This window comes from Chlorogloea sp. CCALA 695 (assembly GCF_003003885.1).
Lineage (GTDB): Bacteria > Cyanobacteriota > Cyanobacteriia > Cyanobacteriales > Chroococcidiopsidaceae > Aliterella.
Genome location: NZ_PVWN01000009.1, coordinates 24,794 through 50,645, shown reverse-complemented (window position 1 = coordinate 50,645; position 25,852 = coordinate 24,794). Strand labels below are relative to the sequence as shown.

Below are 25,852 nucleotides of genomic sequence, written 5' to 3'. Positions count from 1 at the left end.
GCCTAACGGTTAAATTGAGCGGCATAGGTACCTTTCGCTTGTTACTAAAATATTACTTTTTAGTCCCCTCCAATGATTTGTTATCTCTCTTTACTCCTAATTACACATATCTAGACAGCAATTAGCTTTTCTCGATTGAGATTTTGGAGAATACTAATCTGACCAATGCGCTGAAATTCTTTACTACTTCTATCAGCTAAATGCAGTACCCAAGGCAGTCGGCAAGAGCGGAAGCCACTAGCAGGATGTAACTGAGTTAAATGATAAGTTTGTAAAGCTAATATCTCCAGTGAAGTATCACCGTACTCATGTACAACTCGTAGAGGTCTGACACTACCAATACTTTGATTAATTGGTTGGCTTGTCACAATCAGAAAAGAATTCTCTTTTGGCAAAAATACAACGCTACCAACAGTAGCATCCCGATATATTTTTCTTTGCCCTTCAAAAACTTCACGCCCCATTCTGCCTGTGCCACTTTTGCGGACACTAACTAAATCAACTGCAATGTTTTTCTCTTGCAACGCCTTAATAGTTTGTTTAAATTCTCCTTCCTGAACTAATCCATCTCGCATTAATAGTAATCTTTTGGGATAGTGATCGCAGATTTTGTGAAAACGCATAATCAGCTTAGATACTGTTTGCCAGACTGCTTGCCCCGATATACTCTCGCCTCGCTGCACATCAGGTAGTTCCCACCCCAAACTCTGCCCATCTGCAAGTACAGCAAAAGCTGAAGTTCCGTAGTAAAGCTGACGGTTTGTTCCTGTGTCAAAACCAATAATCAAGTCGGCAGCTTCGGGATGGTCTAATGGTTCCAACCGTACTGTTTGCCATCCTGCTTTACATAGCAAACCTAAAACTACATTCATCGCTTTATAAGCATCAGCTTTTGGTAAAGGCAGTATAAATTGGGTAGCAATTCCAGCTTGCAGTGCCTCAACTCTAATTTTTCTCTTACGAGCATTCGGTAACCAAGGAGCAACTACTAAAATTGTCTTTACGTCATTTGCCCACTCTTGCCAGAAAATTTGCCGATCTAATTCACCTTCAGGCATCTGTCGAGAAGTTTTATAAGAGTCAATTTCTATCTTTGCACCGCTCTTTTTTGCAACTTCTTTCAAGCACTTTTCAACTTCATCAGGATATTTATGAATATTACTAAAGAGATTTAAACAACCGAACTTGGTTTCTCCTACTTTAATGCAACCTTTATAAAGAATTTTGCCAGTCTTATCCACTTCTCCATTTTTAGCAAAGATTTTTCCTTTGGGTAGGATATATCCAGTTACAATTGATGCCTGTATAGGTGTAGGTATCTTGTAAATCTTCTCAATGATTAGCTGTGCAGTTTTCTCCGATTCTTTCAAGCGAATATCTAAAGACTTTTTAATATAATCAAATACTCCTTGAACATTTTTCTTTTCTTCAGTGTCAGATTTCTCTGCGATATTTGCCAACATCTCCATAGTCAAACTTGGCGAAAGCCGACGAGATAAGTGAGTAGTAAGTTGAGCTTTCCAATCATTAGCTTTTTTAACGTAGACTACGCGGGAGTTTTCGATTTCTGCATCACTAGCACCAATCTGACGATGATAAGCAGCTAGGGTAATGCCTAAACCCTCGATCAATATTTGTTCTGGCGTTTGTTCGGAGACATCTTCATATTGCCAAGTAATATAATTATTATTCTTATCTTTATATGTATTGCGAACATAACTAATTGGAATATCTGGGTATTTGTCTTGCCACTCATGGAGTGTCCAAGGAGTATAAAAACGATGGTGTAGATCGATTTCTAGATAGAGATTACTATCAGCATCAACGCTGACATCTATTCTTCTTCCTTTATGAACTTCCCAACCCATGCCACATTTTTCTTTCCCTGCTTCTCCAGTAACCCACCAAATTAATCCGCCTTCAGACGCTTTTTTGATCGCAGTTTTATCCCATTGCTTCTTTAAGTTCTGTTCTAGTATTTTTCTTTCTAACTGTTCTATTCCTTGACGTTCAGCAGGATTGGTACAATCTAATGTTCTTTTACAAGTAAACTTTACTTCCCACCCGTCACCTTGCAAACGGGCTGAATCTACTAACTCTTTAGTAATAATTTTATTGCCAAGCCTGATTGCAGGTATGCCAAGTTTGTAGCAAATACTGGCGATTGCTTGATGTTCTTTTCCATGCTCAGGATTTTGGGTGAATCTACAATTGTATTCAGAAATGTTTTGATCGCCCTCGGCTAAATTCCTTACAAGGAAACGATTTAACACGATTGAAGTTTTTTCTAATTCAAATGCCATGGAGAATCAAACCTTTTGAGATAACTGTATCGGAAGTTACTAGCATAAGACAACACTAACTATCTTATAGATTCAAAAACTTTTCCATTGCGTAGTTTGTAAAAGTTTCTCCTCGACAACTAACTTGCTGCTCAGTAATGATTACAAACCCTAAATGCTGAAAAAATGGCTTTGCCGTAATACTTGCTTCAGTAAATAAACGCTGCAAACCCAGTTCTACCGCCTTATCCTCAATCGCTTGATAGATTTTACTACCAACACCACAACGCTGATAGTCTTTATGGCAATAAAAGCCATCAATATGACCATTGGCTTCTAATTCGGCAAAACCAACGATCGCATCCTTAATTTCGGCAACAAAAGTATAGCGATTAGAGCAAACTTTTTCCCAGTCTCGAAAATAAATATCCTTTGGCGACCAAGCTAAACATTGATTGCTAGAATAATCGCGGCGGTTGATTTCATGCACGGTTTGATGAAATAACTGGGCTACTTGATCAGTGTCTTGGGGGTGAAACAAGCGAATTTGCATTTCAACTAAAGGGCGATCGCATTTTGGGGTACAACAATCGACCGCAGACATACTACCTTAGATATAGGTGGTAAACAATCACAAAATTACTTATAACCCAGCCGTTAGCAAAAACATTAATAAAAACGACTATGCCAAGAACTCAACGTAACGATAATTTTATCGACAAGTCTTTTACTGTAATGGCAGATATTATCTTAAAAATCTTGCCTACCAACAAAAAAGCCAAAGAAGCCTTTGTTTATTACCGCGATGGAATGTCGGCGCAAGCTGATGGAGAATACGCGGAAGCTCTAGACAATTACAACGAAGCTTTGGAATTAGAGGAAGATACGAATGATCGCAGCTATATTCTCTACAATATGGGGCTAATTTATGCTAGTAATGGCGAACATCAAAGAGCTTTAACTCAATACGAACTAGCGATAGAATCTAATCCCCGCTTACCTCAAGCTTTGAATAACATTGCCGTAATCTACCACTATCAAGGTGAACAAGCCAAAGCTATTGGAGATGCTGACGCAGCCGAACAGTTGTTTGATAAAGCTGCTCAATACTGGGTAAGAGCAATTCGCATGGCTCCTAATAACTACCTAGAAGCCCAAAACTGGCTCAAAACTACCGGACGCTCGAATATAGATGTTTATTTCTAGCTCTAACTTCGGTTTTACAATATTTCCTCCCATTAACTAACTTATGATCGACCGCGAACAAGTCCACAAAGTTGCATTACTAGCCCGCTTAGAACTATCCCCCGAAGAAGAAGCACAATTTACTACCCAGTTGGGCAGTATTTTAGATTATTTTGCTCAACTGAGCGAACTTGATGTTACTGATGTTCAACCAACAACCCGCGCCATTGACGTTAGTAATGTGACGCGCAGTGATGACTTACAACCCTATGGCGAAAGAGAAGCTATGCTAACTAATGCGCCAGACCAAGAAGGAGACTTTTTCAAAGTTCCCCAAATCCTCAGCGCCCAATGATCCCTAGCACTTAAGAATGATGCAGCCTAAGCCATAATTAAATTTAACTTTAAGTAAACACTTGTAGAGGAAACAATTATGGGTTTGGGTGTACTTAAGGACGGGAAATGGATTGCTCAAAGAGATCAAGAAGACGAGCAAGGCAAATTTGTTCGCCCTTCTACTACTTTCCGCGATCGCATTACGGCTGATGGTAGTAGCGGTTTTAAAGCCGAACCGGGGCGCTACCATCTCTACATCTCTTGGGCCTGTCCTTGGGCGCATCGTACCGCCATTATGCGCCGCTTAAAGGGCTTAGAAGATGTAATTGGTCTATCGGTGGTAGCGGCAGAAATTGACCAAAATAGTTGGGAATTCTCAGATACAGAACCCGGTTGTATTCCCGATACTGTCAACAATACCCGCTATTTGTGGGAACTTTATTTAAAAGCCGACCCTAACTATAGCGGACGGGTAACAGTTCCCGTGTTGTGGGATACACAAACAAACGCGATTGTCAATAACGAGTCTCGTGAAATTGTCAAAATGTTTGACACGCAGTTTGAGGCTTATGCAAAAAATGATGTTGATTTTTATCCGGAAAAATTGCAAAGCGCCATTGATGAAATAGCCGATGCTATCTATCAACCAATAAATAACGGCGTTTATAAAGCAGGTTTTGCGACGACTCAATCCGCTTACGATGAAGCCGTAACTGAATTATTTGCCAATCTTGATCGCTGGGAAAGTGTTTTAGCCAAGCAAAGATATTTAGCTTGCGATCGCATTACCGAAGCTGATTGGTTTATGTTTACTACTTTGTTGCGCTTCGACGCGGTTTATTACGTCCATTTTAAATGTAACTTGCGCCGCATTGTTGATTATCCTAACCTCTGGAATTACCTTAAAGACTTGTACCAGCAGCCAGGAATCAAAGAAACCTGTAATCTAGACCATATCAAACGGCATTATTACAGAAGTCATCCCAATGTTAACCCGACAAGAATTGTTCCCAAAGGACCAATAATTAACTTTGAGGAAATACATAACCGCGATCGCCTACCAGTTACCGTATAGATTAACAGACGTTGCATTGCAACGTCTCTACATTTTGATGTCATTGCGAGCTTTTAGCCGCCATCAAAGCTTGTCTAAAACCCAATACCAGTATGATATTAGATACTGTTAAAAATGACTCCGCCGAACCATGCAGCCAATCAACATTAGCTAAAGATTTACCATAATGCACTTGAGCGTAAATTCCGGCAGGGATAGTAACAGCAACAAAAACTAAAGTTCCGTAAAAGCCCATCAGTGCCAAACGTGGCATTAGCTTAGTACGGCTGAGAAACCACAAGAAACCTAAGTAAGGAAACAAAGATAAAGCAAACAGAGTTTCTTTAGAAATCATGCGTCTAGTTTAGAAGAATTTGGCTGTAATTTGGAATTTGTTTCTGGTTTTAATTTACTTGTTTTCCAAATCCACCACCCCGCCGCTAAAAGCGTACAATTGCCAACTAGCGTCATCGCTGCTTGGAGTATCACCAACCATTCTAAGGAAGGTGAGTTATCAAAAAAGTGCCAAGTACAAGCACACATGGCGCTGATCAAAGCTGGTAGCATGGCGAAGGATAAAGCAAACCAAGAGCGGTTTTTGGTCGTTTCGCCATAAAGCCAAATTAACCAAATAGCGCTAATCCACTCGATAACGCTAGAAACATGAATAATCCAGGTAGGAATAGATAGAGCGTTCATGGGAATTGGTAATTGGGAATTGGGAATTGGTAATTGGGAATTACTCTTGAGTCCAATTAGCCCAGTCTTGGGGCTTTAAATAGGTTTCGTATAGTTCCGATTCGGGAGTATTGGGTTCTGGCTGATAGCCGTATTCCCAACGTACTAGAGGCGGTAAAGACATCAAAATCGATTCAGTGCGCCCATTGGTTTGCAAGCCGAAAATTGTTCCCCGGTCGTAAACTAAATTAAATTCTACATAACGTCCGCGACGATACAATTGAAAATTACGCTGGCGATCGCTATATTCCATTCCTCTACGTTTTTCGACAATTGGCAAGTAAGCAGGTAAAAATGCTTTCCCACAATCTCGCGCAAAGCTAAATAAGTCTTCCCAACTGCGCGGATCTGGTTTGCCAATTTGCTGGTTATACTTGCCTGCTGGGCCCTCTGGGTCTGTACCGCGATATAATTCGCCTTGTCCGTCTTGATAATCAAAAAAGAGTCCACCTACGCCGCGAGTTTCGTTGCGATGCTTTAAGTAAAAATATTCATCGCACCACTTCTTAAATACTGGGTAGTATTCAGGGTTATGGGCATCGGCGGCTTGCTTCATGGTTAAATGAAACTGCTTAACATCTTCTGCAAAAGGGTAGTAAGGAGTTAAATCGATGCCACCACCAAACCACCAAACCGGGCCAGCTTCAAAATAACGATAGTTTAGGTGTACGGTAGGCACGTAAGGATTACGGGGATGTAAAACCATTGATGTACCCGTTGCAAACCATCTATGCCCTTCTGCGTCGGGACGCTGGGCTAAAATTGACGGGGGTAAATGGGTTCCCCAAACTTCGGAAAAACCTACCCCACCTTGTTCAAATACATCGCCATCGCGCATTACCCGCGATCGCCCACCACCGCCCTCTTCCCGTTCCCAAGCATCTTGACGAAATTTACCTACTCCATCAACCTGTTCTAAAGCTTGACAAATTTCATCTTGCAAACCTTGCATCATTTGTCTGACTTGATCTTTGGCATTTTCTGGGGGTAAGGCAGTGGGTGTATGGATTGAGGTAGTGGTCATAATTTACTAAATTTAAAGAAAAGTTAAGTTTTACTATATTTATCAGGTTGTACTAACAAATATGCTAATTAATTTCGCTATTTTGGGAGCGAGACAAACGCTGCAACTATTTTCGCTTAAATCAGGCTTAACGAGCGATCGCATATTACGTAACTTAAACAAAATTTTCAAGGGCGATAATAATGGTATAGAAACAAATTGCAACTATGTGAAAAACTAAACTAAGGTTTGGGTTGCAATGCCAAAATTGTATAAAAAGTGCTTAGAAAGGACATTTAGAAAAATGCACAAATGTTTGTCCAAATTTATCCACCGCAAACAGCGCTGGTTTCGGTGTTCTTTAGCACGAACCTATCAAGTTATTAGTTCCGCCTCGGTAGATGAATTGTGGCGAACAGTGGTAAATTTGGCAGATGTTTCCTGGCATCCAGTCTTATCAAGCACCAATGTTCCTTGTGGGGTAGTACCAAAACCGGGCTTAATTTATCAAGCAGTAACGCGCTTAGGTCCCATTCCTGTAAGAATTTTTGTGGAGATGGTTAGACCTGGAGAATTGCTAAGTGTCAGAGTAATTGCAATTCCTGGGATAGAAGAAAGAGTAACTTATCGAGTAGAGTCTACAGTCTGCGGTAACTGTATTTCTTACTCAGTAACGCTTAATGGCTGGTTATCGCCGTTGATTTGGTCTTTTTCCCGTCCTTACGCCGCCAAGGTAGCCGCAGCATTGGCTGCCGCCGCCGAAAAAGCCGCCGATGGGTTGCCTAGAGTTGCCAAAAACCCAAAAAATAGTTTTGAGTTTTAATTAGCCCCAGGAATTGCCTCGGCTTAGAAAGCTAAGATGCAGGAAGAAGTACAATCCTTGCTGTATGCTTTGTTTTTTAAAACACTATGATTGAAACCCTTAACTCTAGTTCTGTATTAGAAGTATTGCGACCAGTTCAAGATCCAGAACTGCAAAAAAGCCTGGTAGAACTGAATATGATTCGTAACGTCGTAATTGACAACGGCAAAGTCAGCTTTACTTTGGTACTCACAACCCCCGCTTGTCCGTTGCGAGAATTTATTGTTGAAGACTGCACCAAAGCCGTTAAAAAATTACCCGGCGTAACCGAGGTTTTGATAGAGGTAACCGCCGAGACTCCTCAGCAAAAAGGCTTACCCGATCGCACGGGAATTGCTGGAGTAAAAAATATTGTGGCAATTTCTAGCGGTAAAGGTGGCGTAGGCAAAAGCACTGTAGCTGTAAATATTGCGGTAGCATTGGCTCAAACTGGGGCAAAAGTTGGCTTACTAGATGCTGATATTTACGGGCCTAACGCGCCAACTATGTTAGGACTTGCAGACGCGAAAATACTGGTACAAAACAACGGCAAACAAGACGTACTAGAACCAGCTTTTAATCACGGCGTTAAGCTTGTTTCGATGGGCTTTTTAATTGACCGCGATCAGCCTGTGGTTTGGCGCGGCCCAATGTTAAATGGTGTAATTCGTCAGTTTCTTTATCAAGTGCAGTGGGGAGAATTAGATTACCTAATTGTTGATATGCCTCCAGGCACGGGTGACGCGCAATTGACGCTAGTTCAAGCTGTACCTATGGCGGGAGCCGTAATTGTCACTACACCCCAGACAGTGGCGCTGCTAGACTCCCGTAAAGGGCTAAAAATGTTCGAGCAAATGCACGTTCCAGTATTGGGAATGGTAGAAAACATGAGTTATTTTATCCCCCCCGATATGCCGGATAAGCAGTATGACATTTTTGGCTCTGGTGGTGGTGAAAAAACCGCTAAAGAAATGGGCGTACCGTTGCTAGGCTGCATACCTTTAGAAATTGCTCTGCGTGTAGGTGGTGATCGCGGTATCCCGATTGTCATTGCCGAACCTGAATCAGCGTCCGCCAAAGCTCTGACGGCGATCGCCCTAAATATTGCCGGAAAAGTCTCTGTTGCAGCCTTGACATAATTACATAGAAAAGAGGTAACACTATTACCTCTTTTCTTTAATCTTAAAATTCAATGAATGCGCCTATAAACGTTATTATAATAAGATTAAATTCTAGTTAAAACTGTTAATTGCAACTGCTAACGGCTCCCCTCCCCACAGCTAATTTTCTTAAACTAGATAGCGGATTAACCGTTATTCACCAATACCTAAGCACTACGTCGGTAGTTGTAGCAGACGTATGGGTAAATGCTGGCGCAGTCCGAGAACCAGAAAACTGGTATGGAATGGCGCACTTTCTCGAACACATGATTTTTAAAGGCACTTCTACAATTCGTCCGGGAGAATTTGACCGAGTAATAGAAAATAATGGCGGGATGACAAACGCTGCAACAAGTCACGATTACGCCCATTACTTTTTAACGACCGCTACAGCTTATTTAGCAGATACATTACCTTACCTAGCCGATTTACTTTTAAACGCCGTAATTCCTGAAGATGAGTTTGACAAAGAACGAGATGTAGTATTAGAAGAAATCCGCTCCTGCTACGACGATCCAGACTGGATTGGTTTTCAAGCTCTTAGTGAAAGCGTTTACCAATTTCATCCTTACGGGCGTTCGGTTTTAGGTACAACTAACAACTTACTCCAGCATTCGGTCGCCGCAATGCAATCGTTTCACCGTACTTACTATCAACCGGAAAATATGACGGTGGTAATTGTAGGAGAAATTGAACAAGATCGGGCGGTAGAGATGGTTAGTAATACTTTTGAGCGCAAATATCAGCCAATTATTCCCCCGTGCGATCGCCCAAAAGTGAAGTTAGGAGAATACTTACTAGCAGGAGTGCGCCGTCAAGAAATTAAATTGCCCAATTTAGAACAGGCGCGGTTGATGATGGCATGGATAGGGCCAGGCATCGATAAGTTTCGCCATGCTTACGGTTTAGATTTGCTTTCGGTTGTGTTAGCGGGTGGCAGGTCTTGCCGTTTGGTGAAAGAATTAAGAGAAGAACGGCAACTTGTACAAGGGATTAATTGTGACTTTTCCTTACAAAAGGAGTCAAGTTTATTTACGATTACAGCTTGGTTAGATCCGCACCAATTAGAGCGAGTCGAGTTTTTGATTCGTACTTGTTTAGAAGAATTGCAAACTATGCCCATTTGTTCATCAGAACTTGATCGCTGCAAACGGCTAATGTGTAACGATTATACTTTTTACACCGAAACACCAAGCCAAATTGCCGGACTTTACGGCTATTACAGCACGATCGCCTCGCCGGAACTTGCTTTAAGTTACCCTCAAGAAGTGCGATCGTTTCAGAGTGAAGAACTGCAATTATTGGCTCGTCAATATTTATCGCCTTCTCAGTATGCGGTAACTGTACTCAAACCTTGTTAGGTTAAAAATAATCATCAACAGAAGGAATTGCAGGCGTGACGACTCAACAATTACAAAATCAAGCAATTCAACGCACAGTTTTAAGTAATGGCATCACAATACTGGTAGCAGAAAACCCCGTAGCCGATATTATTGCAGCGCGGCTATTTATTCGCGCGGGTAGTAGTTGGGAAGCGTCAACCCAAGCAGGACTTGCACATTTATTATCGAATGTGATTACCAAAGGAACAGAAAAACTTTCCTCCTTTGAAATAGGCGATCGCGTAGAATCATTAGGAGCAAGTTTAAGTACCGATGCGGCGGGAGATTATTTCGTCCTCAGCCTGAAAACTGTAACCGCAGATATGCCATCAATGTTAGAACTAGCGGGGCAAATATTAAGGTTTCCTACTTTCCCAGAAATGGAAGTAGAACTTGAGCAGCGTTTGACTTTGCAAGGTATTCGTTCCCAGCAAGAGCAACCATTTACGATTGCTTTTGACAAGCTGCGTCAAGCAATGTACCAAAACCACCCTTACGCCATGTCAGCTTTGGGGACGCAAGAAACGGTAACTAATCTGCGTCAAGAAGATTTGCAAGAGTTTCATCAAACCCATTTTCGCCCAGATAATGTTGTAATTAGTCTAGCTGGTCGCGTGAGTGAAAAAGATGCGATCGCCATGATTGAAGAAGTTTTTGGCGATTGGCAAAAACCTACAACTCCTTTACCGACGCTCAATTTTCCCGATCTTGTCTCTCAGCCTTATCCCACGATGACAGCCAAGCAAACCCAGCAATCTATCGTTATGCTTGGTTATCTTGCTCCGGCGGTGCGAGAGGCTGATTATACGGCGCTAAAGCTACTTTCTACTTATTTGGGTAACGGGCTTTCTAGTCGGTTATTTGTAGAACTGCGAGAAAAGCGAGGATTAGCTTACGATGTTTCGGCATTTTATCCTACAAGGCAAGATGTAGCTCAGTTTGTAGTTTATATGGGTACGGCTCCCGAAAATACTGCGATCGCGCGCGAAGGATTGCAAACAGAAATTGATTTATTGTGTAGCGCCGAACTTAGTAATGAAGCCCTGCAAACCGCTAAAAACAAGCTCTTAGGACAGTACGCTTTAGGGAAACAAACCAACGCTCAAATTGCTCAGGTGTATGGCTGGTACGAAATTATTGGCTTGGGAATTGAGTTTGATACTAAGTTTCAACAACAAGTTTCCGAAGTGACAACAGAAGATACTTTAAGAGCAGCAAATCGTTACTTTACAAATCCTTATATATCTATAGTTGGGCCGGAAACAGCTTTAAATGATTTAGCAAAGTCTTGATTATTTACCCCCCTCAAAATTTGTCCTTTTCGGTGGCTTTGTCCATCACCCGCCGCAGATAACCTTGCATCATAAACAATCGACTCTGGGTAGTTGGCTTTGTTATGCAGCGATCGCTGTGATATTTTCTCTATTTGTAAAAACCTTGGAAAAATGTCTAAAGCCATTGGTGCATTACGATAAAGCAAGCAGCGATAAATTCTCATCTTCATAAAATAAGGCGATCGCGTTAAAATCTCGACGCAACAAATTTTCAATTTGCAATGTCGAACAATTGCCAAGGCGAAGCCAAATAACTTTCGGTGGATTCCCGAATACTAAGCTTAGGTCGTGCATATCCGCATCTTTCGAGACAATCATCAAATTATTGTCTTTTGCATAATCCCAAACTATTGGGTCGATCGTTGCTTTCATGTCCATATCTCGAACGTGAAGCGAATTTGGGAAAAGATCGTTCAAAGGATTCGGCAACTTGGGCGACAAATTTTCACCAAAAAGCAATTTCATGCGGATAATGGAGCAGTCATAAACCGACGCTCGCGGTCAGCAGCATAAGCTATACAGGCTTTTAAATCTTCTCGCGTCAGATCGGGAAAATCATCAAGAATTTCTGCTTCAGTCATCTCGGAAGCTAGGTACTCAAGCACTTCGTAAACTGTAATTCGTAAGCCACGCACACAAGGCTTACCACCGCGTTTATTGGGTTCGATCGTGATGTAGTTTCGGTAGTTCATAGTTACAATGCTTTTATCAAAGGGCGAACGGATAAAATTTCATCAGAGCGCAGAGCCTCTACCGCCGAGATTGGTACAGTGATCGTTGTAAAAGATTCACCAATAGCATTAAAAACTTCCAACACACAGCCTTCTTCACCATCCCTTGGATGAGGAACAACATCAACCAGCATGGCAATATCTCCAGCTTTCAGCCTATGCTCTGGTAAGTCACGAGTTAATGCAACCTCTTGATATAGCTCTACGGTCATGTTACTACTCCTAATTAGATTTGAAAATCACAAACTGAAATTTACCATCTAGTTTGTCTTTGTAACCAAACTGTAACAACTGACAAACTCACCCCATTTACACCGATTAATTCTCCTTGAACATGGTAAAAAGTGCCATATTAGTTACTTTTCTCTTTGATCGCTTCTGTTACCAATGCTTGTGTCTCGATGGCTAATTTTAAAACCTCTGGATTTTCGTGAGTAAATCCAGCCTGGGCTAAGAACTTCGATTTGTCATTCCGTGCTTTCAGCACCAAAAGATACTGAGTGATTTTAGCGTCGGGGATGATTAAATCTTCAGGAATCCTCACTTCTAAATTCCTCGCATCAATTATCTAGCACCGTCGCAAGTTTTTCTCGCTCGTCGGCTTTAACTTGCGATCGCATCCACTAGCGTACAAGCATCATAGGAAGATACGTTAAGAGCGGCTTGTCGTTATTTTACCAATTCCTATATATATATAATTGGCTGGGAAACTGCCTTAAATAATTTAGCGATCGCACTAATAAATTAAATTAAGTAAAAACTTGTCCTTTGTCGGTAGCGAGTTTTTACTTGGTTGTTTGCGATGAATGGCAATTTAACCACAGCACCACAAATCGAAATTTACTAAGTCAAGCGAATTCGTAAACTGTCAGATATCCCGTGACAATCAAGCCAATCACGAACTTCTGTAGTTAGGAGATTAAGCGGCGCTCCAAAATCAACCGTAGCTTTGAGAAAATGTAATACGGTTTCTGGAAAATCATCAGAACTTAGGGTAAGCCAATGTTCTCGTAATTGGTCGATTAATCGCTCTATATGCTCAAATTCTTCATAGTTTTGTGGGAGTTTTTGGCGTTGAATTTGAGCGTTTAAATCTCGAATCCTTTGTACATTTGGTCTAAATGCTTCAATTTTTACTAAAACATTGAGCATTTCTTGATTAGTGCTAGGCATTTTTTCAGCTAGATAATTTTCCCAAGCTTGGATTAGCTGCTCATTTAGTTCTTTTGTTATGCCTCTGATACTTCTCTCTAAAATATTTCCGTCAAAATTTTGAGAATCAACGATCCATTCTGGAGATTCTTTAAATTTTTCTAATATCAAATTGACAGAATACAAAAATTTCTCAACTTTTTGTACAAGATCGCAATCAACGATATTTTTCTGACGAAATACTCTTAATGTATTTGCAAAAGGAAGTATATCTGATACTGCTTTTTCAATTTGCTGTTGTCTGGTTTTAAAACTATCAAGTTGATTTGCATACTTGTAAAGTTTATTTTTCTCTTCGATAAGTTCAATCAATTGTTTTGCTCTATCAGTAAGCATAGTATTTATCCTTTAATCTCTGTAAGCAAACTTTGTAACTGAGATAAACTACTTTCAATAGCTGTTAGATGAAATTCTACAGTTGCACCTTCCGTTAATTTAAGTAGTTCGATTTCATTTTGTGCCTTATCTATAGATTTATCTAAAAAATTATTAGTTTCTTTTAGAAACTCTGAAGCATCATTCATAGCTTTTTGATTGTTTTCACTTAAATGTTGTAACAATTTAGTAGGTTGGGGTTCTGGCTTCTCAATTTCAGTTTGTACGCGCTTCATTGCATCGGTATAACCGCCAAAGCGAGTTTTTTGAAATTGCTCTATTACAAAAGTTAAATTTTCCGCACTTTTTTCGCCAAAAACTCCCGCTTCTCTTGCCTTTTCTTTTGCCTGCTTGATAATATCAACTACGTCTTTCTTTTTAACTTCTTCGCCAAATTCTTCTACCAAAGATTTGTAGATTTCAAATTGGCGATCGCATTCTTCTTCAATTGCTGTTAGCAATAATTCATCTACTTTCTGCCGGGTTTTTTGAATTACCTGATATTCGGTGTTTAAATCGTTAGGAATCTCTGATTTAAGTTGCCAATCTTGGCAAATATCTTTTAGTGGCGCAAGAATTTGAACAGCATCGATAACTTGAAAGGTGCTGTTACTACCTTTGGTACAAGCAATTCTACTCTTGACAATTTCTAGTAATTCCTGACGTTTGCTTTTCAGAAACTTGAATAAATCTTTCCAGGCTTTAGTTCGATTTTCTTCGTCTTTGTCTTCTATTTCTAAAAACAAAGCATTAATTATATTTTCGGGAAAACTGGTAGAGTGTCCCGACATCCGCGCTGCGATCGCTAATAACTCCACCGTAGCGGGTACGGGATTCCAAACTTGACTACTTTCTCTAGGACGGCGGCGAATTTCCTCAATAATATACTGACTCCAGCGCTCTAATTGACTAGCGTAGGCGCGAAAATAGCGATCGCCATCAGGAAACTTCCAATTTTTGTGGTAATTGTATTGCAAAATGCCTTGAAATGCGATCGTAGTTTCTCGAAATTCTTTTTCATTATCGGGGTTAATAGGAAGCAATAAAACAATTGCTCCAAGATTGTCCCTTCTCGTAATTCTTGGGTTATGAGCAATTACGTTTCTTTGCTGAAATAATTTACCACCTTTACCTGTAAAACTTCCTTCCAGCAACATTTCTGTATCCCATTCAATTCGTTCAATAATCGCAGGATAAATAAACTCACGAATAGGTTTTTCAACATCTTGAGGCAAAATTTCTTGATTATTCCATTTATCAAGAATGGCTAGTTGGTTTGCTAATTTATCATGAATTAAGTTTTCTACTGGTAATGATGGTTCTGGTTCAATCGGCTGAACTGGTTCTACTTTTTCTATACTCACTCCCAAAGGTGGAATATTAAAAGCTGTGTGAACTTCAGCAGGTAAATCAACTAATGTATCACTGTCAGTCCACAAATCAATTAACACTTCACGACGAGCATAATTTAAAGAATCTTTGGCTCTAATATTGTCTTGAACTATAGCTTTAATTCTCTTATGACCGAAATGTTCTTGTAAGGAAACAGTAGGAAAACGCCCTTGTTTAATTTCATCAATTGAATTTTCTAGAGTATATTTGAGAACATCTTTAATTAAAATTCGTGGATTAAAATCTCCGGGATTAACTTGATGCAGCATTTGTTTTAAGGCTTTGGGTGTAAATGGATAAAACCCTACTCCATTAGTTTCACCAAAACCAGCATGACAAGCTGGACGATGTTCGCATTCGTTGCAAAAATTTGGTAGTTCAGTTAGATTTTCTGGCTCTTCATTTAAACTATTTGCCCAATTAATAAGTTTATTATTTTCTGCACGAATTACATTAAGATATCGACCTACAAACTGTTGTATATCTACTTGCGTAACTAAAGATTTGTCGCCAACTGTACCCACATCTAAGTTGACACTGAAAGTAACTCTTTGCTGTACTGTATCAATCAGATTGTCAAAATACCCTGTTGTGCAAGCTAAAGCAGTTCTAATTGCACATAAAGGCTTGCTTCCTGGTTGTTGAGGTCGTGCTAAAACTGCTTCTAATACCTCTCTATCTATACCCTGCAATTTAGCAAAATCTTCAATTAATAATACAAGTTCAATGTCTTGTTCTCCTAAAGTTTCGCGGACTTCGCGCATTAGCCTTTGTAAGTCTTCTCTACCAAGACTTAATACTTGGGTAATAGCTTCATCAAGATGGTGGTTTAACCATTCTATTGTTGCTTTTTGTACATCATCATCATTAATTAAAGTCGCATAAAAATCGCTGGATTTTTCACCAGCTTTATGCAAGTCTGAAATACTTAAAGGTAAATCACTGAGAGAAAATTGTCGTCTTTCTTCTACAATTTCAAGCTTGTTGTGTTGTCCGAGGGTATGCACAATTAAGCGATGAATAATACCATTATCTTTCAGCCAATGTTTGCGGAAGAACGGATCGTATAATAGAGAACCAAGTTCCTCAATTAAATATTCTTGTACCTCCATGAGTTTAGAGCGATCGCGCTGGTTATTTATTCCTACGGCGATCGCTAGTTGGTTTAATAGTTGTTCCCGCGCTTGCAACTCCGTCAACGTGCTTGTAGCTCGTTTTATTCGTTGGCGGTAATCAGCAAATTTTTCGCTTTCTGTCCCTTCGAGACTAAGAATCATCTCAATGATGTCTTTTAAGTTAGTACCAATTTTAGGAATTAATAAAACTTGGCGTTTATCTGTCGATTTTATATTTGCTGCTAACCACCGAATTAGGTGCGATTTTCCTGTACCTGAAGTACCTAAGACTGGTACAAAAGCAAAGTCTGGGGTTGCTAAAAAATCTTTTAAAAAATCCTGCTCATTATAAAAAAGCTCTGTACCACCCTTAATAAGCTCACTTTTTTTCATAGCAACTGGGTGATGAGTAGCTAGAAATATATAATCTGGAGGTTGGGTTGCTTCCACATTCATTACACGCTGAACTTGCTCGAAATCCCAGCAAACAAAGTTTTGAAATGTCATGATTTATCACAATAAATAATATGAGAAACTCGTCCGTCATCATCAACTTGAGCATTAGCTTTTGGTAAAATCGTCAAATCTGCATCGGATTCTCTAATTAGCTGAATATAACCTTCATCTTGCAAACGAAATAAAGCAAAAGCTGTAGATGTTGACAAATAATTAGCTTGACGCTGACCGATAATTTCTTCTACAGCTTCTCTAAACTTGCCTGTTTCAAATAAAGGACATTTCACTGCTAATCTATTTATAAATTCATTAAGCAAAATTTTGTCGTCAGTGTGTTTACTAAATAACGATTTGAGATTACGTCGAATATAAACTGTAGGATCTGGAACTAATACTTTGCCTCCTAATGAATGACTCCAAGCTAAACCCAGATAACACATCCAATCTCCTAAGTGACCGAAAATACTATTGTTAGATAGCCTTAAAAACTCGCCAGCTTTTTGTTGATGAACTTTTTTTTGTACGTCTTCCCATGTCCCAGGCGTATCATATATGTCTTGTGCTAAATACCAAGCGCAATCATAACCAAAATCTTCTTCATCTTTGTTACCTGAAGTGAAAAACAAATTAGCAAATGTATTAGGTAATTGCTGATTACCAGATTCAATACTTTTAGCTTTTTCAGGTAAATCAGGATTAATAGTAATGTAAGAATCGTCTTCTATTAACAGGCGACACTTTAAACTTTCATTAAGCGCCGCTCGGAACATAGGACGCGGATCGTTTATATGTTCAACTAACTTGTTAGGAGAAATGATTTGTTCTAAAACTTCTCTTTTTTCTCTTTGCTCTTTAGCATAAAGCAAATATCTAAATATTCCCTGCATTCTGCTAGGATTTGCTAAAGATGTTTTTAATACGCTCATATTCCCACCTGTTTACAAAATGATTCAAAACGAAAACTACGACCGGGAAATATGTCTATTAACCTGCGATCGCTTCTAGTTGGATCTGGTGTATCAATGGGAAGTAAAATAATACATGGTGCTTGATTATGATTTAGAGGACTATAAGACAAATTATCTCCTTGAGAATAAACAATTAAAGTTGGCAGACAAGGCATTTTTATATGTTGATAGTTATCGATATCAAACCAAAAAATAAAAGAGTTTTCTTCTTGAGTAAAAATATTTTTTAAATTTTTAGACACAACATTACTAATACCTTGAATAACTAACCATCTAAATAAATTATTGCGCTGTTGCTCCCATTTATTTTGTTCAAGCACATCATAGAAAATTAAGATCAAATTGCTTTCTTTAAGTAAACTTTTAAGCTGTTCTCCTATATAAAAACAAGGATTTTGCCAAACAGGAATGGGTACAGGCATAATTCCTGAAAAAGCTTTAATTTTACGCCTTCTGCAAAAATTGCATCCACCGCAAGCACGAGAAACATTAATTGATTTTCTCAAAAATGGGGCTTCTCGACTAGGAATTGAATAAGCGTGAGCAAAGATTTCTGAAAGGCAACGTTGGGGATTTGTTTTTAATGCTTCTAACATCAATTTTAAATTGCGATTACTCCAAAACTGACGGTTTGAACGCACTGGCGCAACTTGAGTTTCCCAAGTATCTTTTAGTAAGTGATGTTCGTTTGTAACGCTAATAACTCGAAAGTTACGATGTTCTTCAAGTGCTTGAAAATAACTCTCTTGAGAATCAAAATTATTTCTCAATGGCGGATTTTTCCAATCAAGCTTAATTAAATCTGCCCGATTCATTAACGTTAGGGTGCGAATGTTCCATTTTTGATTTTCTTCGCCATCCATATCAATATCTCCCGGCATTTGAGACGGAGAGGTATTTGTTGGAATAATAAATTTGCCATTCTCAGCAAGCTTTTTTCGATAAAACATACTTTCCCATCTCTGCAAACCCCGCTCGATGGTAATAGTTGATTTTTTGTTGAGAGAGGCAGCAATTATGCGATCTTCCTTAGTATGTAGTGTCAAAGAAACTGCGGCATTACCGTCACGCCCTCCTCTACCCACTTCTTGATAGAAACGATCGATAGTTTCGGGAATGCAAACATGAATAACAGCACGAACATCGGCTTGATCTACACCTAAACCAAAAGCAGAAGTTGCAACTACAATGTCAATTTTGCGATCGCGCCAATCTTGAATTAATTGCGATCGCTCTTTCGTGGTAGATTTGCCCGTCATCGTTGCATAGCGCCGAAATCCCGCCGCCGATAATTCACTGCGCCATCGGGCGACAGCTTCCCGCGTACTGGCGTAAATAATTAACGGGCGAGGTAGGTGATACACAGCCTCTACTAGCCTTTGCATCCTTATTTCTTCGTCGTCACACCAAGCAAACCAATAAGCGGGTTCTGGGCGCAATTGGACGGCGGATATAACTTTAAAACCATCAGGTTGCCCAAATAATGTTTCTAAAGTATCTAAACAAGATGCCGTCAAAGTTGCAGTAAGTAATAAAGTATTGAAAGATGACAAACGCAACAAATCGGTGCGTAACCCCGGTAATTGTTGAAAAGCTGGGCGAAATCCATCTCCCCACTGTTCGACCATATGAGCTTCATCAATGACAAAATAACGCAATAGTCCCTGTTTAGCGGCATCATAAAGAGCAGGAGCAAGAGAATCAATGAGACTTTCAGGAGAAGTAAAAATAATCCGTTGAGTCCCCTGGCGTATCCGAGCTTTCATCTCTTTTCTTCGCGCAATCCCGCGCTCTGAGTCATCGCCATAATAAGCCGTTGGATGCCGAATATAAGGTTCTAAAGCTCGTTCTTGATCGAGGGCTAAAGCGGTTGTCGGAACAACTACAACACTGACTCCAGCATTGCGACTTTGCATCAAAGCAGGTAGTTGAGCGCAAAGGCTTTTCCCCGAACCTGTAGGAAGGTTGACTACCAATGTCGAATTTTTGGGCGCAGTCAAAACCGCGCGAATAGCCTCGCGTTGCGCCGCACTCCGATAATTTTGCAAGCCAACTAACTTGAGAAATGGATCGCCCGGTACGGGGTCGTAGTTGCGCCGTAAAGTCTCTTTAAAGGCGGCGGATTCTGGGGATTCGTCAGCACAATTGAGCCAGTCAGGTAGCCAAGGACGGGCGCTAATTAGATAGTAGTCCGAGCCTTCACCCACAATTTTGATGCCGCTTTGTTGCCAGGTTTCTCGGTCAGGATAAGGAAAAGTTCGAGGTACTTTAATAAAAGCTTCTCCTTTTTGTAATTCATCTTCGCGTCGGAGGGCGTGACGAACTAAACAGGCAATATCTACAGGCGATCGCTTTCTTCCCTCAGCCTTAACAGCATCGATTAAGCGTTGATGACAAGCTTCAAAGTTAGAGAAAGATGTATCCCCAGTTTGAATAAAGTTTTGGAGTGCTTGAAAGGAGTTAACCATTAGCCGATCGCTCCATTTTCCCCGACAGGCGATCGCCCAGAAATTATCATGAATCCCACTGAGTCAAGTTTGAGACGAGGGCGATATATTCCTTCAACCAAGGCTTGGCTAATATTGGTTTCGTTAGTAAGTTCCTCCGCTAGTAAAGAAGACTTAGCAGTTGCTTCCGATACTCGGTCAAGGCGCAATTGAAGCTGGTTGAGGCGGTTGTCTAGTTTTAAAGTTGCAACTTTGGCTCTTTGTTGGCATAGTTCGCCGAAACTCGTGCGATCGCGTAACAATTTTTCTGAAGTTTTCCGCGCCAGTTGGCAGAAGTTAGACCATTTACCCGGATCGATAAATTCATCAATAATTGATAAACGGTCTTTCGCCAAGTTGTAGTCGCGGTAATCGCTGTCTTTGCCATAGTAAGGACGTTGCAGGATATTTAATAAGCCTGTATCTTCAACAATCTCCATCCGCGCGTTGACAAAAACTGTCTCTAATTTGGGTGGAAACAACGCATCGGCGCGTCGTCTAAGTGTTTTAATCTCTAACTTATTGAGAGCGGAATCTTTAGCAAAAGTTAAATTGGCTTCCACCGTATAATCAAAGCGAAATCCCAGCCATTCTGTACCTTCTCCCGCATCCCATGCTTTGTCGTGTCGCCACATTGCAAAGGCTTGTCCGCGATCATCCCAATACATATAAGACGCTAATTTTTCTGTAAATCCTTCGCCAATGCGGTAAAGATCGATTCCAGAATGTTTGTTTGCTACCCTGCGATTGTAAGTTCCAGGTTTTTTCGCCTGAGTAGAAAAGCGTTCAACTAGCACGTTAGCGGGTACTAAAGTGCGATCGCTTGGCTGGTATTGACAAACTCCTGCTAAATCGGGGTTATCGACTCGGAGAAACTGTAAAGCACTACACAGCCAGCTTTCTGTAGCTTTTTGCAATTCTTGATGGCGATCATCGTAGGTTTCTAATTCTTGGAAATAGGAAAGCGCATTTTCATCGTTTGCATCAATATCATCTAAAACATTTTGTTCGCTAATTTTTACTTGTTCAGTTTCAATCTCCGTTTGAATTTGAGCGCTCGCCTCTATTAACCCTGTAGCGCCAGAATTAAAAAGGATATTTTCTAATTCTGGTAACTTTTCATCAACATAAAACTGTAAGCTGGCAACGGATTGAGTAAATATGCCAAATCCGGCTTTTAGCAACTCATACCAAGCCTGATGAGGACTATCGGGCAAATCTACCCCCGCTAGTAACCAAGAATTGATCGCTACTTTGCCCCCAATCCGGTCAATTCTGCCTAATCTTTGTTCTAGGCGATTGGGCGACCAAGGTAAGTCAAAATGAATTAATCCATCAGCAAATTGTAAATTGCGTCCTTCTTCTCCAGAAAAATCGCTAATTAAGATAAAACAACTAGGATTGTTTTTGAATCGGTTGATATTATCTTCGGCTTGTTCTCTTGATGTGCCATATTGATGAATTGCGATCGCACTTTCCCCAAAAGTCTGCACTAAGTAGCGATTAAGTTCCGCGCAAGTCTGCACAAAGCTTGTAAATACAATTATTTTCGGTAAGAAGTCGCCATTTATTGGTCTATCAATTCTTTTTTGCACTTGCTCTAGTAATTTAACAATATCTCCTTTGTAAGACTGGAGTTTGAGAACTTCCGAGAGGTGGTAAAGCAAAATAGTTTGCAATAATTCTAGGCGATCGCCGTCTTCTGATGGTTGTTGTAAAATCTTCAGTAAAGCTTGCAAAATCTCCTCCTCTCCCGAAAACTTAGGAGTTTCAACCAAAAGGCGCACATCTTCGTTGCCAAATTCTTTAACTAAATCTGCATTAGATACGCCCTTTAAACGGGTTGTAACCACTGCTTTTAAAACTCCCAACCAAGTCCCGGCGGCGCGAAATAATAGTAAGAAAATCCGCGTATATTGTCCGCTTGGTGCAACCGTTCGCCACTCCTCTAATAGTTCGTGAATGGCATTGGAACGCTCATCTAAGTCATCTTCGGTTTTAGGTATAGCATTGCGGTCAAAAATTACATCTTCTACAGTTGCGCGGCGATTTCTGAGCATCCGGCGATGCAGCCTGTAGGTATCGCTAATATGATTGCGAATTACCTGCACCATTTTATCAATTTCGGTAGTAGATTCTTGTTGCTGCAACTGATCCAGAAGATTTAGCAAGTAAGTGTCATCTGGAAAAAGACTTTGCAGTTTACTAAGATTTGTCTTCAAAACAAATGCTTTTGCACCGGGTTTAAAAGCCAGCAACACTCTACCAATTTCCTGACGCTTCAGCACTTTCGCGCTAAAGCCTGCTAAGTCCTCAAGTTTGTAAGTAGTAGGATCGAGCAGATGCAGCATTGTTAAAAAATCTTGCTCGTGATTTAAAACAGGCGTTGCAGATAGTAGCAACAAGCGATCGCTCTTATGAGCAAGTTGTTTGTAAGTCTCGAAACACTGATTTTGTACCTTACTTGAAGATGAAGCCATTGCAGCAATGTGGTGTGCTTCATCCAAAATTAGAAAGCCAATATCTTTACGGCTAATTTGCATCCAATCTTCTACCGCAACTAACTGTACCCGCTTGGTAAAGTTAGAGAGATAAAACTTACTTTCTAACTCCTGCTGCCATTGTGCTAAAAGATATTGAGGAACTACGATTAATACTTGTTTGCGAGGCTCATCTAGCAGGTATTGCCGCAATATAGCTCCCGCTTCAATCGTCTTTCCTAGTCCCACCTCGTCCGCCAACAAGTAGCGCCCAATGGGGTCTTCAAGTACCCGCCGGACAACTTCTACTTGATGGGGATAAAGGGCAATATTTGCCGAGATAAGTCCTGTCATTCCGCGACTAACCGCCCGTTGTTGTAGCAAACATTGAACAAAACGCGATCGCTTGGCGTGAAAATAAGGCGTTTCGTGTCCCTTCATTGCCAATATTTCAATGGGATCTGTAATCGGGCGATCGCAACGTACATAAATTTCTTGTTCTATTGCTACTATCGTCTGGCGATCGGGCAAATCAATTTGATACTCATAGTTGTCCTCCGCGTAAACTCTGCCAATCGTCCAGGTTTCTTTGTCTTCCACATAAAGATAGCAGCGCGTCTGTTTTGGCAGCCTAACCCTTTGCAGCGAGTCTAAAGGTAGGGTTTTGTGGATACGTTGCTTCATAGAGCAAAAATACTCAACAACAGCATGATCGGGAGTTATTTCCGTAACTTTGCCAATTCCTAAAAGTGAGTTGCGCGATCGCACCAAACAACCAAACTCGATAGCAGTAGTCATATAAGGCTAATTAGTATTTTCTCTATCTATAGGATTCCCTAGATTGACAAGAAACTACCACTTACCACTCAAAAATTAGGGATGCAGTATTAATTATTTGCGATCGTAATCAGCCCTTAGATAGACGATCTAATCACATCTGTAGATAGAGCCGATTGGGCGATCGCCAAAGCTATTCTAATAACAACTACAGCTTAAGTAATAAATAAGACATAAAAATACTACCTAAGTATTTTTATAAGTTGCTAATAATCCGCCAATTTTAACTACTAAAGAGAGTTTTATCAATATTATGTCTAACCCAAACGAACCCCAAAACTACGGTAAGGAAGTAAGTAAAGAAATACACAACACCACTGACGGTCGCGTTGATGTGACTAAAACTACTGAAACTGTAAATGGCTCTAACGCCTATAAAGATGGTTTTGTAAACGGTCAAGTGGCTGAAAGCTACCAAGAAGATGCGTTAGTTGCCCGTGATAATGAAAATGCCGGACGGGGTTTATTAATTGGTATTTTGTTGGCATCTTTGGCGGCTATAACGGCGGGTGCAGTATGGTTTGCAAATCAAAGTAATGATGTCAATACTGTTACTCCGGTAGTACTTCCTGTACCCAATAGAGCCGAGCCTAGCCCCTCTCCTGAAATTAGAACAGAAACCAAAATTATCGAAAAAAATACAGAAGTTTTAGTTCCTGTTCCTCAGCAGCAAGCTTCTCCCGCACCTAAACCCTCTGCGGCGGCTCCAGCACAAAATATTAATATTACTGTTCCTCCCGCTACACAGCCATCCCCCGCAGCAAAACAAGTACCCGCAACAGAAACAGCACCGCCAAAAAGCGATACTTCTAGCAGTTCAAATACACAAAGTACGACTACAACAGAAACAGCACCGCCAAAAAGCACTACTTCTAGCAGTTCAGATATGCAAAGTACGACTACAACAGAAACAGCACCGTCAAAAAGTGATACTTCTAGCAGTTCAGATATGCAAGGTACGACTACAGAAAATAGTACCGCTCCGGCTACAAATGGTTCTAATTAGCGCTCAATCATAAGTTAGATACCTGTTACCGTCCTCTCTAAATCTAGAGAGGACTTTTTAGTTGAGAATTTTAGGAATATATACAGAGAAATACAACGCCTCTACATCACATCCCACGCCTGCATTTTGTACCCATAGTCAAAAATTTCTGGGTGTAAAATCTCTGCCAAAATTTCTACGGAATCGACCAATCTAGGGCCCGGACGGTTGAAGTAAGAATTACCATCAGTGATGTACACTCTCCCACTCTTTACCGCTTGGAGATTTTGCCATTCAGGACGATTGGTTAATACCATTGCTTCGGTGCGAGTCCGCGCTAAATCGAACCCACAAGGCATAAATATAATTACATCAGGATTTGTAGCAACTAAAGTTTCCCACGTTACTTGAGGCGCATTTTTACCAGCAACGCTAAATAAACATTGTCCACCCGCAAAAGTTATTAATTCGGGAATCCAATTTGCTGCAATCATTAAAGGATCTGTCCACTCGATACAAGCAACGCTTGGACGTTCCATAATCGAGAGTTGTTGAGTTTTTTGGGCGCAAATTTTTACTCGTGCTTCCATGTCTTCTACTAAGCGCTTAGATTCAACTCCTAATTCTTCTGCTACCCGCTCAATATCTGACCAAAGATCGGTAATTACATTTGGTTGCAAAGAAATAATTTTGGGGTGCGTATCTCCTAAGTTTGCTACCGCTTTTTCTACTTCAGCGAGACTAACAGCACAGACATCGCACTGATCTTGAGTTATTATGTGAGTTGGTTGTAAGTGTTGTAAAGTATCAATTTTTATTTGATAAATGCTTAAAGCAGATTCCACAATACCAGTAACATCATCGTGAATTTTTCCACTAGGCTTTTTTGAGTCTAAACGTGCCTGGGTACACACTGGCAGATTTTGAATTTCTGGAGGATAGTCGCACTCGTGACTACGCCCAACAATTGCCGAATTTAGTCCCAATGCCGCTACAATCTCTGTAGCACTGGGGAGCAAGGAGACAATTCTTAAATTTTGATTATTCATATTTTTTTGACTGCTGTTTTAAAAACTTGTTTAGATATCCTAAATTTACTTCATACTACCTAATTATTTTTTGAAAAGTTACAACGCTTACAATTAAATTTTATTTCCTAATGTTAATAAAAAATTCTATTGTTTTTAATCATTCTTCAAACAAAAACCATTTAACCTTTGTTTGTAATCTAAATAATTTGCGTACATTGAGAAAATTTTTAGCCCTTAGCAATAAATTAATCAGCTTGATAAAGTTGTTTAGCTGTATATATTATCACAGCAGACAAATAATCAGCTTGACACAAAAACCTTTATTAGTATAAGCGAGGAATTTTATTTTAATTCTTTTTTAGATGGGAACAAAAAGTTTATCTAAAACTGATGCTTAATAAAAAATATAGCAAAAACTTAATATCAAGGTAATCAAAAAAGCTAGTTTTAGCTCTAGAGTTAAAAAAAC

At 40.1% G+C, this 25,852-nt stretch carries 24 protein-coding genes; 8 read left to right on the top strand and 16 right to left on the bottom strand.

Going from position 1 to position 25,852, the window contains the following annotated elements:
• Nucleotides 1–110: 110 nt before the first annotated feature.
• Both C7B70_RS07080 and C7B70_RS07075 read right to left on the bottom strand, forming a co-directional pair.
• Complete coding sequence (locus tag C7B70_RS07080) at nt 111–2,303, bottom strand: argonaute PAZ domain-containing protein (RefSeq protein ID WP_106368361.1); 2,193 nt, start codon at nt 2,301–2,303, stop codon at nt 111–113.
• Nucleotides 2,304–2,367: 64 nt separating this feature from the next.
• Entirely contained in the window at nt 2,368–2,886 is a 519-nt protein-coding gene (locus tag C7B70_RS07075) for a GNAT family N-acetyltransferase (RefSeq protein ID WP_233220845.1), read from the bottom strand.
• Between the two features lie 80 nt (nt 2,887–2,966).
• Here C7B70_RS07075 and C7B70_RS07070 point away from each other — a divergent pair, with 80 nt between their 5' ends.
• The 3 genes from C7B70_RS07070 to C7B70_RS07060 all read left to right on the top strand — a co-directional run bounded on the left by C7B70_RS07070 (nt 2,967) and on the right by C7B70_RS07060 (nt 4,878).
• The gene (locus C7B70_RS07070) at nt 2,967–3,488 is read left to right on the top strand and encodes a photosystem I assembly protein Ycf3 (RefSeq protein ID WP_106368360.1); all 522 of its coding nucleotides are present in this window, start codon (nt 2,967–2,969) and stop codon (nt 3,486–3,488) included.
• Between the two features lie 43 nt (nt 3,489–3,531).
• Nucleotides 3,532–3,822: an Asp-tRNA(Asn)/Glu-tRNA(Gln) amidotransferase subunit GatC gene (gene gatC / locus C7B70_RS07065; RefSeq protein WP_106368359.1), complete on the top strand. Its 291-nt coding sequence runs from the start codon at nt 3,532–3,534 to the stop codon at nt 3,820–3,822.
• 78 nt (nt 3,823–3,900) lie between these two features.
• Nucleotides 3,901–4,878 (top strand): glutathione S-transferase family protein, encoded by a 978-nt coding sequence (locus C7B70_RS07060; protein ID WP_106368358.1) that lies wholly within the window; start codon nt 3,901–3,903, stop codon nt 4,876–4,878.
• 40 nt (nt 4,879–4,918) lie between these two features.
• Here C7B70_RS07060 and C7B70_RS07055 read toward each other — a convergent pair whose 3' ends face one another.
• From C7B70_RS07055 to hemF, 3 genes are read right to left on the bottom strand one after another with little or no spacing between them, the layout of a single operon-like run.
• Nucleotides 4,919–5,209 carry a DUF3593 domain-containing protein gene (locus C7B70_RS07055; protein ID WP_233220849.1) on the bottom strand — a complete coding sequence of 97 codons (291 nt, stop codon included), beginning with the start codon at nt 5,207–5,209 and terminating at the stop codon, nt 4,919–4,921.
• Nucleotides 5,209–5,556, bottom strand: coding sequence for a DUF2499 domain-containing protein (locus C7B70_RS07050; RefSeq protein WP_106368356.1), 348 nt, complete (start codon nt 5,554–5,556; stop codon nt 5,209–5,211). The genes C7B70_RS07055 and C7B70_RS07050 overlap by 1 nt, the downstream gene beginning before the upstream one ends.
• A 40-nt stretch (nt 5,557–5,596) precedes the next feature.
• A complete protein-coding gene (hemF, locus tag C7B70_RS07045; RefSeq protein WP_106368355.1) occupies nt 5,597–6,619 on the bottom strand; it encodes an oxygen-dependent coproporphyrinogen oxidase in 1,023 nt (340 codons plus the stop codon).
• 283 nt (nt 6,620–6,902) lie between these two features.
• Here hemF and C7B70_RS07040 point away from each other — a divergent pair, with 283 nt between their 5' ends.
• The 4 genes from C7B70_RS07040 to C7B70_RS07025 all read left to right on the top strand — a co-directional run bounded on the left by C7B70_RS07040 (nt 6,903) and on the right by C7B70_RS07025 (nt 11,273).
• A complete protein-coding gene (locus C7B70_RS07040) occupies nt 6,903–7,421 on the top strand; it encodes a polyketide cyclase / dehydrase and lipid transport (RefSeq protein WP_106368437.1) in 519 nt (172 codons plus the stop codon).
• Between the two features lie 86 nt (nt 7,422–7,507).
• Nucleotides 7,508–8,578, top strand: coding sequence for an Mrp/NBP35 family ATP-binding protein (locus C7B70_RS07035; protein ID WP_106368354.1), 1,071 nt, complete (start codon nt 7,508–7,510; stop codon nt 8,576–8,578).
• Between the two features lie 110 nt (nt 8,579–8,688).
• Nucleotides 8,689–9,960: a pitrilysin family protein gene (locus C7B70_RS07030; RefSeq protein ID WP_106368353.1), complete on the top strand. Its 1,272-nt coding sequence runs from the start codon at nt 8,689–8,691 to the stop codon at nt 9,958–9,960.
• 35 nt (nt 9,961–9,995) lie between these two features.
• Entirely contained in the window at nt 9,996–11,273 is a 1,278-nt protein-coding gene (locus C7B70_RS07025) for a pitrilysin family protein (protein ID WP_106368352.1), read from the top strand.
• Here C7B70_RS07025 and C7B70_RS25870 read toward each other — a convergent pair.
• The 10 genes from C7B70_RS25870 to dpdE form a co-directional block, all read right to left on the bottom strand.
• Nucleotides 11,219–11,440 carry a hypothetical protein gene (locus C7B70_RS25870; protein ID WP_146134015.1) on the bottom strand — a complete coding sequence of 74 codons (222 nt, stop codon included), beginning with the start codon at nt 11,438–11,440 and terminating at the stop codon, nt 11,219–11,221. The genes C7B70_RS07025 and C7B70_RS25870 overlap by 55 nt on opposite strands.
• A gap of 7 nt (nt 11,441–11,447) precedes the next feature.
• The gene (locus tag C7B70_RS07020) at nt 11,448–11,780 is read right to left on the bottom strand and encodes a DUF5615 family PIN-like protein (RefSeq protein WP_106368351.1); all 333 of its coding nucleotides are present in this window, start codon (nt 11,778–11,780) and stop codon (nt 11,448–11,450) included.
• Nucleotides 11,777–12,007, bottom strand: coding sequence for a DUF433 domain-containing protein (locus tag C7B70_RS07015; RefSeq protein ID WP_106368350.1), 231 nt, complete (start codon nt 12,005–12,007; stop codon nt 11,777–11,779). Before C7B70_RS07015 ends, C7B70_RS07020 begins: the two co-directional genes overlap by 4 nt.
• A gap of 2 nt (nt 12,008–12,009) precedes the next feature.
• The gene (locus tag C7B70_RS07010) at nt 12,010–12,258 is read right to left on the bottom strand and encodes a DUF4926 domain-containing protein (RefSeq protein WP_106368349.1); all 249 of its coding nucleotides are present in this window, start codon (nt 12,256–12,258) and stop codon (nt 12,010–12,012) included.
• Between the two features lie 140 nt (nt 12,259–12,398).
• Nucleotides 12,399–12,590 (bottom strand): DUF6883 domain-containing protein, encoded by a 192-nt coding sequence (locus tag C7B70_RS27595; RefSeq protein WP_233220844.1) that lies wholly within the window; start codon nt 12,588–12,590, stop codon nt 12,399–12,401.
• A gap of 299 nt (nt 12,591–12,889) precedes the next feature.
• Nucleotides 12,890–13,594, bottom strand: coding sequence for a hypothetical protein (locus C7B70_RS07000; RefSeq protein ID WP_106368348.1), 705 nt, complete (start codon nt 13,592–13,594; stop codon nt 12,890–12,892).
• A gap of 5 nt (nt 13,595–13,599) precedes the next feature.
• Entirely contained in the window at nt 13,600–16,647 is a 3,048-nt protein-coding gene (dpdH, locus tag C7B70_RS06995; protein WP_106368347.1) for a protein DpdH, read from the bottom strand.
• On the bottom strand, nt 16,644–17,522 hold the full coding sequence (gene dpdG / locus C7B70_RS06990; RefSeq protein ID WP_106368346.1) for a protein DpdG: 879 nt from the start codon (nt 17,520–17,522) through the stop codon (nt 16,644–16,646). The genes dpdH and dpdG overlap by 4 nt, the downstream gene beginning before the upstream one ends.
• Nucleotides 17,519–20,032: a protein DpdF gene (gene dpdF, locus C7B70_RS06985; RefSeq protein WP_106368345.1), complete on the bottom strand. Its 2,514-nt coding sequence runs from the start codon at nt 20,030–20,032 to the stop codon at nt 17,519–17,521. The genes dpdG and dpdF overlap by 4 nt, the downstream gene beginning before the upstream one ends.
• Nucleotides 20,032–23,328, bottom strand: coding sequence for a protein DpdE (dpdE, locus tag C7B70_RS06980; RefSeq protein ID WP_106368344.1), 3,297 nt, complete (start codon nt 23,326–23,328; stop codon nt 20,032–20,034). The genes dpdF and dpdE overlap by 1 nt, the downstream gene beginning before the upstream one ends.
• Before the next feature lie 292 nt (nt 23,329–23,620).
• Here dpdE and C7B70_RS06975 point away from each other — a divergent pair, with 292 nt between their 5' ends.
• Entirely contained in the window at nt 23,621–24,373 is a 753-nt protein-coding gene (locus C7B70_RS06975; RefSeq protein WP_106368343.1) for a hypothetical protein, read from the top strand.
• A 101-nt stretch (nt 24,374–24,474) separates the two neighbouring features.
• Here C7B70_RS06975 and C7B70_RS06970 read toward each other — a convergent pair whose 3' ends face one another.
• Nucleotides 24,475–25,401, bottom strand: a complete 927-nt coding sequence (locus C7B70_RS06970; RefSeq protein ID WP_106368342.1) for a cobalamin-binding protein — start codon at nt 25,399–25,401, stop codon at nt 24,475–24,477.
• Between the last annotated feature and the right edge of the window lie 451 nt (nt 25,402–25,852).